This window comes from Oscillatoria salina IIICB1 (genome assembly GCF_020144665.1).
In the GTDB taxonomy this organism is placed as follows: Bacteria; Cyanobacteriota; Cyanobacteriia; order Cyanobacteriales; family SIO1D9; genus IIICB1.
Map to the genome: position 1 here is coordinate 18,396 of NZ_JAAHBQ010000040.1, position 19,429 is coordinate 37,824.

Genomic DNA, 19,429 nt, shown 5'->3' on the forward strand with positions numbered 1-19,429 from the left:
TTTACCTTTTTCTGCTGAATTAACTATATAAACTAGCGACAAATTCACCATAACCATTGTAAGGTAAAGTCTGTTTGCGTACCCAAGCAATTTCTGAAGATTCACCGATAAATTTTTCGCTTGCTTGCGACCAACGGGGATGAGGTTTATCGGGATTTACGTTAGCAATATAATCGTATTCATTCGGGACAGTTGTATGCCAAAATGTTGCTGGTTGTGTTTCGACAAACTCAATTTTAACAATCGATTTTGCGCCCTTAAAACCATATTTCCAAGGCAAAACTGCGCGAATTGGCGCACCATGTTGTTTTGGCAATTCTTTGCCATATATTCCCACAGCAAAAAAGGCTAATTCATTCGCCATTTCTTCAATACTTAAAGACTCGGTATAGGGCCAAGGGAGGGAACCAAAATGTAGAGTTGGTCCGGTGGTGATTTCTGGGTCGTAAAAAGAGCTAAATTTAACAAATTTTGCTTTAGAAGTTGGTTCTACGTCTTCAATAATTGCTTTCATCGGGAAACCAATCCAAGGAAGTGCCATTGACCAAGCTTCTACGCAACGAAAGCGATAATTTCGTTCTTCTAAAGAAAATCTTTTTTTGATGTCGTCGAGGTCGTAGTTGCGAGGTTTTTTTACTAATCCAGTTACTTTTACTTGCCAATCTTCGGTAGGTAAATTTTGGGCATTCATCCAAATCCTTTTGTTGCCGCCAAATTCATAAAAGTTGTTGTATTGTCCGGCTACGAGATTGTTAGTTAATGGTCGGTCTAATTCGGATTCGGTGAAAGTGGGGTTAGTTCTAACTGGCTTTAATTTTGGTGTGTCTAAGGTTGCTTCTAAAGCAGTTTGTGAGGATGATTTTTGACAGCCTGTAGTGGTGAGTATGCTGCCGCCGATGCTAGCTCCGATGATGCTTTTGATGAAGCGGCGACGGTTGAAGTAGGCTTTTTCTGAGGTTAGTTTTGATTCGGGTATTTGCCAGGGTTTGGATATGTGAATGAAGGTCATTTTTTTGGAGATGAATTGTTTTTTTAGGTTCGCGCATTCGGCGGAGCCGTTCTCGTTTCGAGTAGGGGCAAAGTCGCAAAGAAAGAAGGACGCGAAGTGGTTTTGACAAGTTGATTTTATATTATTTACGTCATCTTGAGCGAAGGGTTCGCGTAGCGTTCTCCGAAGGAGTAGGATCTATGGAGATTGTTTGTTTTGCTCAGGATGAGATTTTATTGACATTTTATTAAATTTTGGGTGGAAAAGTGGGAAGTTAAAGAATGTGTTTGTGGAAGGTTAGGTTTGGGTAGGTGAGGGGCATAATAAGTTTAATCTTGAGTTTACTGGGGTGAAGCTATGGCTCGTCTGAATAATAAAGCTTGGCAATTTCTTTGTGCGGAAGTGGAAAGATGTGCTGCAAATAATCCTGCTACGGGTGATGTTTCTCGCGATCTTGTTTTGAAGCGGTTGGAAAAGATGCGAGTAGGGAAGGGGGCGTTAGCTACTGAGGCTGAAATACGGGAAGTTGTAATCGATCTTTTTCCAAATTTTAGTGAGAAGGCGATTAAGTCAGCAGCTAAGGCGAATAAGGGTTTTAGTCCTTTGATGATTATCCCATCTCTAGGGTTAGGTTTGGTGGGTTTGGCGGGGCTAATTTGGCTGGTTAATTTACCTTACCCGATGATTCGCCGTCCGGTGGCAAAAACGGCACCAATTTTGCTGTTACCAAGTTATATGAGTATGGATCATAATTATCGGGAGGCGATCGCTAATGTTGAACAAGCAGATCAACTTGTGAATAAAGCAACGAGTTTGGCTGATTTTCAACTTGGTGCGGAAAAGGTGAAGCAGTCACAAGAACATCTGAATGCACTTCCGGTTTGGTTTCTGGGCTATGAACCAAAAGCTTATTGTACTTTTTTTGGTTGTAGTTGGAAGTTTACGGTGGATGAGTTTCAGCAAGCGCGGGCGAAAATTGGACGCATGGAAGCGCAAATTTTCCAGGAAACTAATGCGATGACTCAACTTGAGGAAGGGGAGACGAGTTTAAATCAAGCTAAGAGTCAGTATGAACAAGCTAAAAATACTCAGGAACAAAAAAGTGCGATCGCGGCTTGGCAGTCTGCTCTTGATACTTTGGAACAACTGCCTTCTACTACTCTAGCGGCAAAAAATGCACAAAGTAAACTCAATGCTTATCAGCGCGATTTTCAGGCGGTTACTGGCGAAGTTTCCGCAAGTCAACGTAGTGATACTATTATCGCTGCTGCAAAACAATATGCGATCGCCGCAGCCCAAGCTAGTCAAAATCCTCCCCATCCGGTTGCAAAGTGGAAACAAATTGAGGATTTGTGGAAACAAGCTATCCAACAATTATCACAAATTCGTTTAGAAGATTCTAGTTACCTCGAAGCCCAAACTTTACTCGCTAGCTATCAGGTAAACTTAAATCAAATCCAGTTACGGCGAGAAGCTGAAACTGCTGCTGTGACTGCTTTTGAACGCGCCCAAAGCCAAACCCAAAGTTTGCTCGCTGCTACTCCTGATGACCCTAATTTAGTCGATCGTCCTCGTACCGCCGCTAAATTACAAGCAATTATTAACGAATTGTCTAAGGTGCAAAATGGTACAACTGTTTACCCTCAAGCACAAGAACAATTAATTTTTGCCCAAAATAAACTTAAGCAACTTCAGTAATTCATTTAAATTAGAATACATAAATATAATTATTTGTCAAGAATTAAACGAGGTATCTTTACCAAATTTTACTAGCAAGATTCGCAAGTAAAGAAGAGGTAAAGGAGACCTTTTTTGTAGGATAGGTTCAGAGGAGAAAAATAATTAGCTAAGATTCGCTCTGGAAATTTCGTCAGCTTGACACAAGAGGCGAAAATATAAATATCACCGAGCGAAGTCGATTTAAAAATAAGCGAAAACAGAAAATAATATTGATGAGCATCCAGACTTCAGTGCTAGCTCAGTTGCTGTCAAGCCTACCCAACTGGCGACCCCAAATGTATTTCAAATCTTCCTTAACTGCCCTTTCTCACGCAATGGAAGATCGGGTGTTAGCGGGGGATGAGCAACCTCTAGTAATTGCGAGTTTTCAAAGAGAGCGTTTTTACCGTCAAGAAGCTCATCGCTACCGACGCATCGCCCAGAAGAGCAATCAGGTTTATGTGCTAGCCGCACCAGAAACCGATTTTAAGCATGATTCTGGTGTTTACGAAAAAATAGCTTTCGATCCGGAAGATACTTTAACCAACGAATGGCATTTAATCGTCGTCGCACAGGAATATGCTACCTGCTTAGTGTGTCGGGAGCGATCGCAAACCTTAGCCAAAAACAATGATGCGGAGATGGACACTACTCGTCGTTTTGAGGGTATCTGGACTTTCGATCCTCAAGTCAGCAAGCAAGCAGCTTCGATCGTCTTAGAACGTATTTTGGCTTATCGACCAGAATTAGCAGGGAAAATCAAGCGGGCAAAAAAACAATATTTACAAAATCTCTCCGAGTCAATTGAGGAAGAAAATTTTTCTTTAGCCGACTCACCCACAAGCCATCCCGATCCCTTTGTCCAACGCTTAGTAACATATTTACAAGCAGGTCAATATAAGTTACTCAAAGCCAATCGTTCCCTAGTCGCCAAGGAAAAGAAAGAAAGACTGATTAACTCAGTGACAACCGCACTCAGGCGATCGCTCGATCCTGAAGAAATTTTACAAATTGCGGTGGAAAAACTAGGCGAAGGATTAGGAGTCTGTCGCTGTATAGTCTACCGTTGTAAAGATACTGACGCTACCGCAGTCATCACTCATGAATTTATCAATCCGCAGATTGACTCTCTCAAAGGACAAACTTGGTTGCTGCAAGATAATCCCTTATTTGCAGAAGTAGCGAAAACTAAAGAAGCAATTGGTTCGGAAAATGCCCAAAACGATCCTCGCATCAGTGACAAACCCTTACCAACCGAAAGGCGCCGTAATACTTCCCTACCAAAATCACTCTATAGCTTAGTTAAAAGTGCTTCGATTGTTTCCTGGTTATTGGTTCCAGTGCTGTATCAAGGTAGACTTTTAGGCATGGTCGAGCTACATCACTGCGGGACAAACTTGTCCAAATGGACGCAAGAACAAATAGCCTTAGTCGAAGCGATCGCCACTCAAGTTGGAGTTGCTTTAATTCAAGCTGAGGCATACGCTAATCTAGAAGACCTCAACGAACAACTAGAAGCCCTCGATCGCACTCGTTCCAATTTAGTCGCCATTACAGGTCACGAATTGCGGACTCCCCTTTCTACCATTCAAGTTTGTCTCGAAAGTCTTGCCAGCGAACCAGATATGTCTCCTGAATTGCGGCAAGTAATGCTTAATACCGCCCTCACTGATGCCGAACGAATGCGGAAACTAATCCAAGACTTTCTCACCCTCTCTCAACTAGAAAGCGGTCGTGTCGAATGGCATCCAGAATCTATTTCTCTCGAAGAATGTATTTATCTCGCCGTTAGTAACGTTCGCGCCCGTCTCCGCGAAACCAAATTACCCGAAATTAACGTTCCCCCCAACTCGGATCTCCCTTTAGTTCAAGCTGATGGCGAGTGGGTTGTTGAAGTTCTCGCCAAATTAATCGATAACGCCTGTAAATTCACCGATTCTGACGGAGAAGTCACAATTCAAGCCAAAACTAACGGATCTCAAATGGTCGAAGTTACTGTCTCCGATACCGGGCGCGGAATTGAACCCAATCGTTTAGAAACAGTCTTCGATCGCTTTTATCAAGAAGAAGGCGCTTTACGACGAACCACTGGCGGCACAGGTTTAGGTTTAGCAATTTGTCGTCAAATTGTCAACCGTTGGGGGGGAGAAATTTGGGCGGAATCTCCAGGCAAAGATCGCGGCGCAAAGTTCCGTTTTACTTTACCCATCGTTGATAGTCGCGAAGAAAAAAAATCTTCTCACGGTTCAACACCGAATCCCTCTAAAGGCAGAAAATCTAAGAAGTGATTGGGGAGAGGGAATTGGTGAGGTGGTGAGGTGGGAACAGTTAACAGTTAACATTGACCAGTTAGCAGTTAGCAGTTAACAGTTTATCTCCTAAGTCTCCCCCGTCTTCCCCCTCTCCCCCAATCCCTTGTCTCCCTAGTCTCCACTTTCTATGGATAACTGATAACTTACAACTGATAACTGTTCACTGTTCACTGAAATCCCCAATCCCCAAAAAACTGTAACATTTGTTGACAGATTGCAAAATGAGCCTTGTCTCGGTGATAGCATTCCCTAAACACTGTTTAATGAAGGAATTATGGCAGAAGGACTTTCTGGACAAACTCCGATCTTTGGTGGCAGCACAGGCGGTATGCTAACCAAAGCCTTAGTAGAAGAAAAATACGCGATTACTTGGACAAGTTCCCAAGAGCAAGTGTTTGAAATGCCTACAGGTGGTGCAGCAATCATGCGCGAAGGTGAAAACTTGCTTTATCTCGCTCGTAAAGAACACTGCATCGCTCTCGGAGCGCAGTTGCGGACTAATTTTAAACCGAAAATTACCGACTATAAGATTTACCGAGTTTTCCCCAACGGCGAAACTCAATATCTTCACCCTGCTGATGGTGTCTTCCCAGAAAATGTCAACGAAGGTCGTCCTTATAATGGCAAGAAAGACAGAAACATTGGCAGCAACCCCGAACCTGCTACTCTGAAGTTCTCTGGTAAAAAACCATACGAAGTTTAGAGAGTTGTTAATTGGGAGTTGGTAGTCGGTAGTTGGTTTTTCCTGATTGAAAGCTGGTAGAGATGTTTGATTGACGTTCTCTACCTTAACTGCCTACTAATAACAAATAACCAAAAAAAACGACAAAATGACGATCTTCCCAGATTTTTCCCAATTTTGCCAACTGGCGCAACAGGGTAACTTTATCCCGGTGTATCAGGAGTGGGTGGCGGATTTAGAAACGCCTGTTTCCGCTTGGTACAAAGTTTGTGCAGGTCAGCCTTATAGTTTCTTGTTAGAGTCAGTGGAAGGTGGGGAAAATCTGGGACGTTATAGTTTCCTCGGTTGCGATCCTCTTTGGGTTTTGGCGGCGAAAGGAAATGAGACTAGGCAAACTCACCGGGATGGTAGGGTAGAGGTATTTTCGGGCAATCCTTTTGAGGTGCTGTCTGAGTGCTTGGAACCTTATCATCCGGTGAAATTACCTCAATTACCGCCGGGAATAGGCGGTTTGTTTGGTTTTTGGGGTTATGAGTTGATTCGCTGGATTGAGCCGCGAGTGCCGATTTATCCAGCGACAAAAGATGATTTACCTGATGGGGTATGGATGCAGGTGGATAACCTGATTGTTTTCGATCAGGTGAAGCGGAAAATTTGGGCGATCGCCTATGCGGATCTCCGTGACGAAAATATCGATCTCGAAGTGGCTTACGATCGAGCTTGCGCGATCGCAACTCGTTTGATTAGTAAACTGAAGTTATCTCTCCCGGCTGAGGCTAAATCTTTGGAATCGATCTCGCCGACAAATCTTGAAAACAAGCACGAACTAAGTTTCCAAAGTAATACCCCGAAAGCACAGTTTTGTGAGAATGTCGAAAAAGCTAAGGATTATATTCGCGCTGGTGATATTTTTCAGGTGGTGCTTTCTCAGCGTTTATCAGCACCCTACGAAGGTCATCCTTTCTCACTCTATCGCTCGCTACGGTTAATTAATCCTTCGCCTTACATGGCTTATTATAATTTTGGCGATTGGCAAATTATTGGTTCGTCTCCAGAAGTGATGGTTAAGGCGGAACGCAGCCCAGAAGGCAGTTTACAAGCGACTTTGCGCCCGATCGCGGGAACGCGCAGACGAGGTAAAACTGCTAGTGAAGATGAAGCTTTGGCGAAAGAGTTACTTGCTGACCCGAAAGAAGTTGCCGAACATATTATGTTAGTAGACTTAGGACGCAACGATTTAGGTAGAGTTTGCGCCAAAGGTAGCGTCCGAGTTGACGAATTAATGACGATCGAACGTTATTCCCACGTTATGCACATTGTCAGTAATGTTGTGGGAGAATTGTCACCAGAATGTACTGCTTGGGATTTACTGAAAGCTTGTTTTCCGGCGGGTACTGTTAGTGGTGCGCCCAAAATTCGGGCGATGGAGATTATTCAGGAACTTGAACCAGAACGTCGCGGACCTTATTCTGGGGTTTATGGTTATTATGACTTTGAAGGTCAATTGAATAGCGCGATCGCAATTCGCACGATGGTTGTTCGTCCCCAAACTAACAATCAACATCAAGTTTCCGTACAAGCAGGGGCAGGTTTAGTCGCTGATTCTGACCCAGAAAAAGAATATGAGGAAACGCTAAATAAAGCTAGAGGTTTGCTCGAAGCAATTCTTTCCTTACGTTCTACTAAAGAATAGTTTAAAGATTAGTAGAAATCGCTTCCACCGGACAAGTAGGAATACATTGTTCGCAAACCACACAACGCGATCGCGTAAAATTGAGTTTAAATGTTTCCGGGTCTAAAGTTAGCGCCTTCGTCGGACAAACACCAGTACACAAACCGCAGTCCACACAGCTATCCTCATCAATCATAATTTCCCGACTAGCGAGAGAAACATTAATTTCCTGCGATCGCATCCACTCAATTGCCGCTTCTAATTCATCAATATCGCCCGAAAGTTCCACGACTAAAGTTCCTACTTGATTCGGCGCTACTTGAGCGCGAATAATATTAGCAGCTACGTTAAAATCCTTCGCCAGTCGATAAGTAACTGGCATTTGTACTGTCCGTTTCGGAAATATTAAAGTTACTCTTTTTTTCATCTTTGTAGTTACGATTGAGGTTTGAGATCGCCGTCTCAAATTTAACGGTTATGAAACAAAACTGAAACCAGCCCAGAAGTCACCACTTACTCCACTGCATAGGTTTGTTAAGCAATCAACTATTCATATATTCCTCATTTAAAGACTCAAGCCGTAACAGCCATTTATTGAAATGAAAGCATTTGCTCCGAATTAATTCTAAGCCAATTTTTTCAGCTAACTGTGGTCCAAAAGTAGACTTCGCTTTTCCATAATCAGGAAACTGCTCTATGATCCGTTTGCTAGGTGCTGTTTCCTGCCCATCATTGATTAACTCAGGTGTTTCATATTGACTAGCAATATTCTGGAGAATTTTAATCTCTTTTGTCCTTCCACTATCAAGATACTCAAAGCACATTGGGTCAGAAAAGAGGTATGCTTCATATTCATGTAACTGAATGTAAGGAATGAATCGAGAATCGCTAATATCCTCTGCGAAGCGTTGTTCTAAAAATTCAACTCGCTGTAGCGGATTTTGGCGCATATTCTCAGACTCAACTAATCCCGGAAAACCGGAATGAATAGCATATAAATCAATCATAGTTGTGAAGAAAACATCCCTAGCTTTCTCTTGCTTAAGAAAACGTATGATGTCGTTCTTCATTGGCTCATAGTTACGACCACCACCTCGATGTGTCCGACCTTTCTTTTTTGCATGAGCAATGAGTACCGGATTGTGCAGATAAACTTGATGTCGAGCTAATTCCTTTTTGATCAAATTGTCAGCAAATGTCTGCTCGGTTTGTCCTTCGGCAAATAGGTACAGGCGTGCCATTAATGTGGGCCTCCCCCTATAATATTTTTCTCCCAAACTTCTCCCAAACTATACTCTTCAAGCCAAGCATCTAATTCTGTTGGATTTAATCTCTTAAATTGAGACTCTTTACCGTTTCGGTCTACCACGATTACATCTTCAGGATCAAAATTATCTAAGAAAGAACTAGATTGGGTGCTAATGAGAATTTGGGTATGGAGTGCCGCCTTACTAAACAAATCAGCCACGATATTTAGGGCATAGGGATGAAGTCCCAGTTCCGGCTCATCAACAACAATAAGTTCTGGAAGTTCATCTTTTGGCTGTAAGAGCAGCGTGGTAAGACAGATAGCACGCAAAGTCCCATCTGAAAATTGATGTGGTCCAAATACATGATCTGAATCCTTTTCTAGCCAGTTGAGAATAACACGATTAGATTCATTTGGCTTAAGAACAAAATCATCGAAAAAAGGGGCAATAATCCGAATTGTGCCGATAATACGCTGATAAGCGGCACCTCCACTTTCTTCACGAAACCTCAGAAGTAATGCAGCTAAATTACCAGCATCGGGCATTAACCATCGGTTATCACCAACATAACAATATTGACGCACATCTGCCGTAGCTGATGTGTCGTGAAAGTGATAAACGCGGCAGTGATTGAGTAAGTATCTCAGCGTCTTAGCTGTTTGTATGCCTTCATCTGCTTCTTTACCTATTTTAGTTTCCTGATGTCCTGCACCTAATGAATCAATTCTTGGAGATTCCCAACCAGTTTGCAGAAAGCTCAATTTTTCTTCATCAAAGATTAGTGTATCACCTTCAGCATAAGACAGCAGTAGATCATAGGTATCTACCCCATTTTCAACTTCAAATTCCAGCTTTGCTTCTATCTTGCCCGTTGTCTTAGGTCCGAAATGTAACAGAGATTTAGTACCCCCCGATTTCCCAATGTAAAGTTGTAAGCGCCCAGCCATCATCTCGTTAAGCATCTTGAAGAAAGAGATCAAATTGCTTTTACCTGCCCCATTTGCTCCAATCAAGATATTTAAAGGATGTAGCTCAATATCCATTGCCTTAATAGACTTAAATCCATTGAGGGTTAATCTTTTTAGCCTATTCAAAAGTCAGTCTCCTAATTCCATAATTATCTGTTTAGTTATGCAATAATATTTATCATTGTCAGCTTGTTAATAAACCATCATTTGAGGGAAAAACTCATTTGAGTCTTCAGGAATTTTTCGAGTTTCGTCCAGATAATCTAATCCTAATACTGATAGTCAAATTTTATCCCGGAAAAGCTTTTGGAAAGGTGTAGCTTACAAGCACCGAAGTGATGGACGAATAGCTAAAATTGGCACTGGGCACGATCGCCTAACTTCAGTCCGATCCATCATCGTTAAAATGAAAAGATATTATAGAATTTGTGGAAATTTAACAATTTATAAAGTTTACTTGACATGACTCAGGATTTATCTCCAGCAAATATCGAGCAAACAGCCAAAGTTGCCAAACGGGTGAGAAATGTCGTTATTGCCATTGTAGCGATCGCCTTAGCCGCAGCTTTATTTTTAGGCTTCCAAACTGAAACTGACACAGCTACTCTTGACGCGCAAGCATCAGAATCAACCCCTTTAGAAGTGGCTTTAAGCAACGGTAAACCAACATTCCTCGAATTTTACGCCAACTGGTGTACAAGCTGTCAGACAATGGCAAAAGACCTCAACGAAGTCAAAAACGAATATAGCGATCGCGTCAACTTCGTCATGCTCAACGTTGATAATAGCAAATGGCTGCCAGAAGTATTGCGCTATCGAGTTGACGGCATTCCTCACTTCGTCTTCTTAAACCCAGAAGGAAACGCGATCGCCCAAACCATCGGCGAACAACCAATGTCAGTCATCCAAACAAATTTAGACGCTTTAATCGCCAATAATCCCATCCCATATACAAACAACTTCGGTCAAGTCTCAAGATTAGAGGCAATAATGAACAACCCACCGCAAACCTCAGACGACCCCCGCAGTCACGGCGCATCAGTCAAATAAACCTCTTACCAAGTTCGACCAAACACACCATGTAGGGGCAACCCCCAGTGGTTGCCCTAGCCCCCAGTGGTTGCCCTAGCCCCCAGTGGTTGCCCTAGACCCCAGTGGTTGCCCTAACCCCCAGTGGTCGCCCTAACCCCCAGTGGTCGCCCTCGCCCCCAGTGGTTGCCCTCTCCGCCCTCTCCTTACTCACAAGCTAATCTGGCACAAAATGAGATCCCTTCAACTACGCATCCTCACAACTCTTCTCCCACTGCTAACCGCAGCTAGCTGCGCCCCCACAACCTCATCTAAACCAGAATTAGCAACACCCACCCCGCAAACCAAACAAATACGACAAAACCAGCAAAATTCCCCAGAAATCTCCGTTTCAGTTCCCTTAGAAAATCAGTGGACACCCGAACTAGAAGCCGAATTTCAACAACGAGCCAAGCAAATCATCGCCTACCACGCCAACTCAAACTACGGTAACACCCACGGCGAAAACGAGAAAAGATCCTACCCCAAAGCCATGTTTGACTTCTTAGCCGGAAACCGAGACAAAGCCATCTCCTTCCTGCAACAAGAAGATATCCAAGCCGAAGATAACCGCCACACCCAAGGCATTGATTATTATTACGCCTTCACCCTCAAAGGACAAATCCGCAAATACTTCTTCTTTGGCGAAAATCTCGACCCTGCTTACAAACAACGAATGTTCGAGGGGGCAAAAACCTGGACAGAAAAAGACCCCAACGGACGTCCTCATCCCATCTACGGAGAAGGTAAAGGCGGTGAAGGTTGGGAACCGGAAATACGCGGCGGCTGGGTAGACGGACGCAACACCGATGGTCTGCGTGCCATGCGAGAAACAGCTATTTACCTGATGGCAGAAGAAACAGGTAACGAAAACACTCGCCAGCTTTATAAAGAAAAACTTCAGCGCTACGTGGGGGCTTTATATAACATTGGTATGGGTGAATGGGACTCAGAAACCTATCACGGTCATACCTTCGCTGCTTATCTCAACCTTTATGATTTTGCCCAAGATCCAGAAGTAAAAGCTTTAGCCAAAGCTGGCTTAGATTGGATGTCTGCGGCGGCTGCACTGAAATATTATCGCGGTGGTTTTGGCGGACCATCAAAGCGAGATTACGGTTATAGCAATGTTGTTTTTGGTTCGTCGGCAGCGCGTACCTTTTGGTTATATTTTGGCGATACAACTCACCAAAATCCCGATCCAGAACTGGATACCCTACATTTAATTACCAGTTCCTATCGTCCTCCTTTAGCTGTAGTTGCTTTAGCCCGGAAACAGTTTGATAAACCAGTAGAAATCTTAGCTACTAAACCACTATACGAAAATTGGCAACCAGGAAACGATCGGCAACCGGGATATTGGGAAACGAATTTTTTCGCTAATACTTATCAAATGGGTAGCATCGCGGGAACTTTTCCGGATGCCGATCTTAGTCCGTTTAAATTAATGGCTGATAACTCCCAACGTGGTGTTGATTATTTCGTCGTTAATACAGGCGGTGGCTGGGTTAGACCAGGAAAAAATCCAGGCGATCGAATTGGACAATACCGCAATCTTCTGATTTGGTTGCGTCCCGCCAATCAACCTTTTTTCTTCCAATTACCAGAAACAGCTAAGGCGGAAATTGAAGAGGGAATTTGGTTTTTTCAACTAGAAAATACTTGGTTAGCTGTTCAGCCAATTAATTTGAGTAGCTATACAAAAGTCAGTATCCCGAAAGAAAAATTTGCCCAGCAATATTCGGCGGAGCAAACTTTGCAAGCGACAGCTACAGGAAATAATTATGCGGGTTTTGTGTTAGAAGTGGGTGAAAGAGAAAGTTATGGTAGTTATGAGGATTTTCAACAAGCAGTTAAAAGTAAAAGCCGCCTTGATTTGAGTAGTTTGGATCGAGGAAAAGTACAGTTAAGGGGTGCTAATGGCTCTCGCTTAGAATTAACTCTCAACAGCGAGAATGAATTACCTTTAGTTGTGCGTAACGGGACGATTCATAACTGGTCAAAAAATTTTGCTATCTATAACCCGACAAACGGGAATTTGCCTATTTATCTGGGATGGAAAATAGGTAATTTGCAAATCAAAGCTGGAGATTTAAGTTTTGAGGCGACTGTCACTGGATATTAGTTTTTAGTGGCAGTTTATGGTCAAATAAAAGTTAGAGTTAACTAGATACAATTATCAAGTTATTAGGTATTTCTTTCTTTTGGTTCTCTCAGAGGAAAGCAAAATTTACACAACCTTGACTAGGTTAACCTTGTGCCGCCATCTAGACAATGTTAGCGAGAAAAAAAATCTCGAAACTCTACCTAACAGAATAAATCTTATCAGTTTGATGATGCGTCTGTAGATTGAAGTATCAAAGGAAATTTTTCTAGAAGATATGAGTAGATCGCTATCTAAGCGACTGATGGCGATGCCAAAAATAGATAAGGAGGAATTTAGTTTTGTTTTTCCATAAAAAAGAGCTAATTGAGAAAAGCATAAATATAGATGAGCCTAATCCTCGTTTTGCTCAACTGTTATTAGAACAATTTGGCGGTGCGACAGGCGAATTATCGGCTGCTTTACAATATTGGGTACAATCATTTCATACCGAAGATCCTGGTATTCGGGATATGCTTCAAGATATTGCTATTGAAGAGTTTAGTCACTTAGAAATGATTGGCAAACTGATCGAAAATCATACCAAAAATGTCGATCAAACTGAAGCATTTAAGAGTACCTTGTTTGCTGTTCGTGGTAAAGGACCTCACTTTCTCGACAGTCAAGGAAATGCTTGGAATGCAAATTATCTAAATGAAGGTGGCGATGTAGTGCGAGATTTACGTGCTGATATTGCGGCTGAAGCGGGGGCGCGTCAAACTTACGAACAACTGATTAAATTAGCACCAGATGAGGGTACAAAGAAGACTTTGGTTCACTTGCTCACCCGGGAAATTTCTCATACGAAAATGTTCATGAATGCCTTAGATTCAATGGGTAAACTTACCGATCCTTTCTTTGGTAATATTGAACCTGATGAAACTGTAGATATTTACTATAATCTCTCTACTAACGGTAAGGATGAGCGTGGTCCTTGGAATTCGGAACCTGATTTTCGCTATGTGGCAAATCCTCAACCCGGCGGACAATAATTATTAGTTAGGGTGCGTTTAGTAACGCACCTTCTAACTAGATATTTTTTAATGAACTTGGCGGGTTCTTTTGGGCAGAATCCAACACAAAATGGGAGATATTGCTGCACAGTAAATTGCGACAATCCCAATTACTAACAAAGCTTGACTTAATTCTGGAGTCATGATGAGCCTCTTTGATATCCTGACTCAGTAGCGTAAACCCTGAGTGTCTCTACGACAATTTTAACAATTGACCTAGTTTTTGGTAGCTTTGGTGACAGAACAAATACTACCTTGTAAGGTAATGATTTCTACACTTTCAAGGCGATCGCTTTCTGATTTTCAGATTTAGAGTTGATAAAACTTAAAGCTTTGTTTTATTTGTTAATAAAATTGCCGATTAGTAACTAACTTTTTCTTCTTGAACCAAGGTTAAATTTAGCAATTCTCCTTTAGCAGAATAGCTGCGAACCAACCTATAGCGCAGGTTTGGGGCGACTAACCAACCAGCTTCGAGAACAAAAGGATAACCGCGTTTAATTTCTAAGGGACAGTTAGCAGAAGCTGCATCTGGTAGTAACAAAATCTGTACGGGTAAGTCGCTTTTTTGACGCTCCACGCCCTATAAGGACGTGGATTCTTCATTCAACGAATCTTCGTTGGCTAACAGGATTTCTCCAACCAACCAAGAGGAAGTTTCTCCTGAAGCGTAGATTTTCGTGCGCCCCACGATATATAAAGCTCTTTGCAGAATGTTTATCGCCGCGTTCCAGTCCCGGTCGCAAACAAACCTACAATGATGACAAACATGAGTTCTCGTCGATAGAGATTTTTGTACTTTCTCTCCACAGTTGGAGCAGTTTTGAGAAGTATTATGGGGAGGAACAGCAATGGCTAACTTTCCATATTTGTCTGCAAAGTATTCTAACCATTGACGGAAAGTTGTCCATCCTGCATCCGTTATCGATTTAGCTAGACGACGATTCTTCACCATGCCTCTTACATTCAAATTTTCATAGGCGACCAAATCGTTAGATTGGATTAAACGGAGTGCCACTTTCTTGCAATACTCTTCTCGTTGCCTACTTACTTTTAAATGCTTTTTGGCAGATCGCTGTCTCGCTTTGTGATAATTATTGGACTGTGGCTTTTTGCCTTTGCGGTACTTATTTGATTTTCTGCGGTTGAGTCTATTAAGATGTTTTTCTGCTTTTCTATAGTATTGAGGAACTACTTCCGTATTCCCCTGACTATCAGCAATGAAAAACTTCAAACCCACATCAATTCCTACAGCCTTTTGAGTAGGAGTTAAAGGTTTTACGGTATCTCTGGGGTCTAATTTAATCGAGAATTGGACGTAATACCCATCTGCTCTCCTGACAATTCTGACCCGTTTAATTTGCTCTGGCTGAAAGTATTGAATGTCTCTAGAACCAATTAGTTTTAGTTTCCCTATTCCTTTTTTGTCGGTGAAGGTGATGTGTTTCTTGGTGCTTTCATCCAGCTTCCAACCCGAAACTTTATACTCTACAGAACGAGAGTGTTTTTTAAATTTGGGATAGCCCTTTTTTCCTAGTTTTTGTTGTTTACAATTCTCATAAAAGCGAGTAATTGCTCTCAGTGTTCTTTCAACCGCAGTTTGACAAGCATGGGAGTTTAAGTCTTTGACAAATTCAAACTCATTTCTTAATGCTGTGTTGTATCTAAAGAGTTCAGCTTTACCTACACCTGTGTTATCCATCCAGAAGCGAAGCACTTTATTTCGCACAAACTGACTTGTCCGAATCGCCTCTTCAATGGCAGCTACTTGTTGTGGCTTTGGCTTAACCTTGTACTCCAAGACCAACATTTGATCCTGACCACGCTAGTATCAAAATGGTAGCAGATTCAACCCAAAATAGCAACAAAAAGCCGTCCTCCGCTTCGCTAAAGGACGGGGCTTGAAACCCAAGATTTTCGGTCAAAAAGGAGAGTCGAACCATTAATTTTAGCAGTAGAGGCGATCGCGCGAGAGCCAAATTTTAGCTCTTGATGCAAGCGATTTTCTCCTTCGCGACGAATATGCAGTCGAGTTGCGAAAGTTTCTGGACTGCTGAAATCGGGATAAATACTCATCGCTTCTCCCTGCCATTCACCTAATAATTGCTCCACCGTCAGTGGGTTGCGTTCCGGAGTATCCGTACCTGCTAACTTTTCCCGAACCAAACTAATAAATTCGAGTTTACTTTCTTTATTAAACATTTGTACCAAACGCATCCGGCGAGATTCATTAATCAAGCCTAATTCAGCGCCAAATTCAGCAAATGGCGACCATTGTAGGGAACCTTGAGAAAAAGCGCCATTGGGAAAAAATAAAGCCCCTCTAGACAAAGAACTAAAATCTAACACTTTTTCTTGAGGCGGTTGACCCGGAGGCAGCCGACGGACAACCAGATGAATAGCTTGGTTATTATTAACTCCTTCGAGAGAAACCACCGTCGGAGTATCCTCCAATTCCTCACCTTGAGGTGAAAAGCGAGTAAACGAACCGTGCCATTCGCCCAAATTTTGTAGTAAATTGTTCCATTGGGAAGGCATAAATTAAACTCCTGCAACTAAATTACTGCGATCGCGACTAATAGGAATTTCGATCGCAAACTCTGTACCATAAAACGAAGAAGTTTCACAACGTAGTTCACCTTGATGTCGTTCGACAATAATTTGATAGCTAATCGCTAATCCTAACCCAGTTCCTTTACCTACCGCTTTAGTCGTAAAAAAGGGATCGAAAATTTTTGAACGTACCTCCTCTGTCATACCATAACCTGTATCCGCAATGCGAATTACCACTCGTTCCTCTCCAATTAGTTCAGTGCGAATGCGAATACAACGCAAAGGGCAAAAACTCAAAGGTAAAAGGCAAAAAATCTTTTGAGAAGACTTAATACTGGAAACTGTATTATCTTCTAAAGCATCAATGGCATTAGTTAAAATATGGAGAAAGACTTGATTAAGTTGACCAGGGGAACATTCCACAAAAGGTAAATCGCCATATTCTTTAATGACTCTAATTCCCGGTCGCTCTGGTTGAGGTTTTAAACGATTCTTTAAAATTAGTAAAGCACTATCAATTCCTTGATGAATATCTACCTGTTTCATCTCTGATTCATCAACACGCGAGAAGGTTCGTAAAGATAAAACGATACTGCGAATGCGTTCGCTTCCTTCTCTCATTGAAGAAATTACTTTGGGCAAATCTTCAGCAATAAACTGGAAATCAATATTTTCTAATTTGGCTTGAATTTCTTTCGGTGTTTCCCGATAATGTTGCTGGTAAAGTTCTATTAGATTGAGTAAATCTTGAATGTACTCTCTAGCATAACTAAGATTGCCATAAATAAAGCTAACTGGGTTATTAATTTCGTGGGCAATTCCCGCAACTAACTGCCCTAAAGAAGCCATTTTTTCGCTGTGAACTAATTGAGATTGAGTACGTCGCAGTTCTCGTAAAGTTTGCTGTAATGCTTCTACTGTTCGTTGATGATGGACAATTTCTTCTTGTAAAGAAGCGGTGCGTTGTTGAACTCTATTTTCTAATTCTTCATTAAGTTTTTGCAGTCTTTCTTCTGCTTGTTTGCGTTCACTAATATCGTAAAAAACTCCCAAGAAAGCTTTTTCTTGATTAAAGATAATTGGCTGCCAAGAGACTAGCGCCCAGAATATTTGTTGGTTAGCTTTTTTGAGACGAACTTCCCAATTTTTAATGCTTCCAGTTTCTTGAAAAATTTTTAACATTCGCTGGGGTTCGCTGCGATCGCTATAAAATTCTACAGCATTTTTACCGATGACATTTCCTGATTCAGCAAATTCAAATTTGGCAGCTAAATAAGAGTTAGCATAGAGAATTAAATTGTCTTCTAAACGGGTGATTACTAGGGCGACGGGAATGGTCTCTAAAATTAATAATAATTGGTCTTCGCTGCGGCGCAATGATTCTTCAACTATTTCTAATTCAGCAATTTTTTTCGCCAATTCTTCCGTACGAATTTCTACGTTTTTTTCCAGATTTTGATTAATATTTTGGATTTGCTGAAACTCAGCTTTGAGAGTATCTGCTACGATCTGAAAGTTATCTACTAAAGAGCTAATTTCACTTACTGAAGTTTTTGGTAAAGAAATTGCTGTTTCGGAATTTAGTTTAGTGGGTAAATTGGTTGTTGCTACTGCTAATCTAGATAAAGGATTAATTAACCAACGACCAAACCAGGCTGATAGAACTATACAAATAAAGGCGATCGCTAAAATTAAGGCTAGCTTAGTACAGTATTGTTGTTGGATAATTTCGATCTCAGATTTTGCTGGGGTGGCTACTATTAATTGCCAAGGTATTTGGGGATCTAATTCTCTTTTTTGCAGATAATAAGAGCTTGCCCATTTTATCATTGTGGGTAAGTTTTCTTTCGCTGGTAGCCATTGTTTAGTTTGTTCATCAATCGGTTTTAACCAGCCGTTTTCAAAGTCAATGAATTCCGATTTTGTCAAGTTGCTGAAGATGATTTTGTTGCTTTGGTTAATTAAGTATATTTGGACATCGGTTAACAACCTGGTTTCTTCAATGATTAAATTTATTTTGGCAGCCGCTAAATTTTCCAGTTGACATTTTTGTTTCTCAAAAGTATAATTAAGTAAAGATAAATCATTAATTTGAGAGTTTAAATTGGGCTTGACTGGTGAGCAATCACGAACAAAATCTAATTCAGAATTAGACAAACTGCTCGCTCGCTCGACCAAAGATAAACCACTGAAATCAGTAAGAAAATTCGCTAATATTTTCGCAGTAAAGTTGCCAGCTTCGCGCTCAAAATTAACTTGTTCGGTTGCTCGATCTAAAATTTGCTCGGATAATTCATACCAATGTTTGATTTGAGTAGCTACAACAGTGGAATCAGTTGTCAATTTTTGCTGAAGATTATTTTCCATTTGTTGTAAAGTGGTATGACTATCAAAAACAGCGAACGCTAGGGCTGGGAGAAAAGCAAAAGTAATTAAGAAATGAAAGAAAATTTGCTGCATGGAAAAGATTTCTTCTTTTTTTTCTGTCTCCAGCCAGCTAAATAAGTGAGGAAAATAGGTAAATAATAAACTAGCAATTAAGGCGTTAAAAATGCCATTAACTGGCTGTTTGTAAACAATCAGCAAAGCAGGAATAGTTTCCATTTGCATAATGCCCAGATAAAATAGTAAAATTAAGGGCATCCCGACAAAAAGCCAATAGATTCCATCCAGCAAAACTAAATTATTTCTCAAGTAAGCAAAACGACTGTTTATTTGTATTTGCCAAACTAAGCCAACACAAACAGTTTCCCCAAGGAAAATAATTAAAGCATAGGGATGACCCCAGAGAAAAATAGTCTGTAAATTAACGATCGCGCTAGCCGCAATCCCCCAACCAATACCATACAGATAAACGACTAACCAGACAAAAATATTCCCAAACAGAAAATCTACACCAAAAAATAAGGCTAAATGAAGGTAGTTAGCGCAATACCCTGCTAAAATCAGTAAGGCAAGTACGCCCCACCTGCTGAAAAGGCGAAACATTAACACTTGTGATTATTTTTTCTCGATTTGATAATGGTAAACTTGCTAGAAAGCATTTATATTTATTTAATGA

At 41.3% G+C, this 19,429-nt stretch carries 15 protein-coding genes; 7 read left to right on the forward strand and 8 right to left on the reverse strand.

Features of this window, described 5'->3' with window-relative positions; all coding sequences use genetic code 11:
• Positions 1 to 19 precede the first annotated feature (19 nt).
• On the reverse strand, positions 20 to 1,009 hold the full coding sequence (gene msrP / locus G3T18_RS13345) for a protein-methionine-sulfoxide reductase catalytic subunit MsrP (RefSeq protein ID WP_224411058.1): 990 nt from the start codon (positions 1,007 to 1,009) through the stop codon (positions 20 to 22).
• Positions 1,010 to 1,345: 336 nt separating this feature from the next.
• Here msrP and G3T18_RS13350 point away from each other — a divergent pair, with 336 nt between their 5' ends.
• From G3T18_RS13350 to trpE, 4 genes are all read left to right on the forward strand, one after another.
• On the forward strand, positions 1,346 to 2,686 hold the full coding sequence (locus tag G3T18_RS13350; RefSeq protein WP_224411059.1) for a coiled-coil domain-containing protein: 1,341 nt from the start codon (positions 1,346 to 1,348) through the stop codon (positions 2,684 to 2,686).
• Between the two features lie 254 nt (positions 2,687 to 2,940).
• Entirely contained in the window at positions 2,941 to 4,995 is a 2,055-nt protein-coding gene (locus G3T18_RS13355; RefSeq protein WP_224411060.1) for a DICT sensory domain-containing protein, read from the forward strand.
• 298 nt (positions 4,996 to 5,293) lie between these two features.
• Complete coding sequence (gene psaD, locus G3T18_RS13360; RefSeq protein ID WP_224411061.1) at positions 5,294 to 5,722, forward strand: photosystem I reaction center subunit II PsaD; 429 nt, start codon at positions 5,294 to 5,296, stop codon at positions 5,720 to 5,722.
• 127 nt (positions 5,723 to 5,849) lie between these two features.
• Positions 5,850 to 7,394: an anthranilate synthase component I gene (gene trpE, locus G3T18_RS13365; RefSeq protein ID WP_224411062.1), complete on the forward strand. Its 1,545-nt coding sequence runs from the start codon at positions 5,850 to 5,852 to the stop codon at positions 7,392 to 7,394.
• Between the two features lies 1 nt (position 7,395).
• Here the strand turns inward: trpE and G3T18_RS13370 are convergent, their stop codons facing one another.
• From G3T18_RS13370 to G3T18_RS13380, 3 genes are all read right to left on the reverse strand, one after another.
• Positions 7,396 to 7,800 (reverse strand): NIL domain-containing protein, encoded by a 405-nt coding sequence (locus tag G3T18_RS13370; protein WP_224411063.1) that lies wholly within the window; start codon positions 7,798 to 7,800, stop codon positions 7,396 to 7,398.
• A gap of 115 nt (positions 7,801 to 7,915) precedes the next feature.
• Complete coding sequence (locus tag G3T18_RS13375) at positions 7,916 to 8,614, reverse strand: DUF4276 family protein (protein WP_224411064.1); 699 nt, start codon at positions 8,612 to 8,614, stop codon at positions 7,916 to 7,918.
• Positions 8,614 to 9,717: an AAA family ATPase gene (locus tag G3T18_RS13380; protein ID WP_224411065.1), complete on the reverse strand. Its 1,104-nt coding sequence runs from the start codon at positions 9,715 to 9,717 to the stop codon at positions 8,614 to 8,616. Before G3T18_RS13380 ends, G3T18_RS13375 begins: the two co-directional genes overlap by 1 nt.
• A 336-nt stretch (positions 9,718 to 10,053) precedes the next feature.
• Between G3T18_RS13380 and G3T18_RS13385 the strand changes: the two genes are divergently transcribed.
• The 3 genes from G3T18_RS13385 to G3T18_RS13395 all read left to right on the forward strand — a co-directional run bounded on the left by G3T18_RS13385 (position 10,054) and on the right by G3T18_RS13395 (position 13,794).
• Positions 10,054 to 10,641, forward strand: coding sequence for a thioredoxin family protein (locus G3T18_RS13385; protein ID WP_224411066.1), 588 nt, complete (start codon positions 10,054 to 10,056; stop codon positions 10,639 to 10,641).
• A gap of 211 nt (positions 10,642 to 10,852) precedes the next feature.
• Positions 10,853 to 12,784 carry a hypothetical protein gene (locus G3T18_RS13390; protein WP_224411067.1) on the forward strand — a complete coding sequence of 644 codons (1,932 nt, stop codon included), beginning with the start codon at positions 10,853 to 10,855 and terminating at the stop codon, positions 12,782 to 12,784.
• 320 nt (positions 12,785 to 13,104) lie between these two features.
• Positions 13,105 to 13,794, forward strand: coding sequence for a manganese catalase family protein (locus G3T18_RS13395; protein WP_224411068.1), 690 nt, complete (start codon positions 13,105 to 13,107; stop codon positions 13,792 to 13,794).
• Between the two features lie 382 nt (positions 13,795 to 14,176).
• Here the strand turns inward: G3T18_RS13395 and G3T18_RS13400 are convergent, their stop codons facing one another.
• The 4 genes from G3T18_RS13400 to G3T18_RS13415 form a co-directional block, all read right to left on the reverse strand.
• Complete coding sequence (locus tag G3T18_RS13400) at positions 14,177 to 14,395, reverse strand: DUF3598 family protein (protein WP_224411069.1); 219 nt, start codon at positions 14,393 to 14,395, stop codon at positions 14,177 to 14,179.
• A 3-nt stretch (positions 14,396 to 14,398) separates the two neighbouring features.
• On the reverse strand, positions 14,399 to 15,625 hold the full coding sequence (locus tag G3T18_RS13405) for an RNA-guided endonuclease InsQ/TnpB family protein (RefSeq protein WP_224411070.1): 1,227 nt from the start codon (positions 15,623 to 15,625) through the stop codon (positions 14,399 to 14,401).
• A gap of 77 nt (positions 15,626 to 15,702) precedes the next feature.
• Positions 15,703 to 16,353 (reverse strand): DUF3598 family protein, encoded by a 651-nt coding sequence (locus tag G3T18_RS13410; RefSeq protein WP_224411071.1) that lies wholly within the window; start codon positions 16,351 to 16,353, stop codon positions 15,703 to 15,705.
• A gap of 3 nt (positions 16,354 to 16,356) precedes the next feature.
• On the reverse strand, positions 16,357 to 19,356 hold the full coding sequence (locus tag G3T18_RS13415) for a PAS domain-containing sensor histidine kinase (protein ID WP_224411090.1): 3,000 nt from the start codon (positions 19,354 to 19,356) through the stop codon (positions 16,357 to 16,359).
• Positions 19,357 to 19,429: the final 73 nt, after the last annotated feature.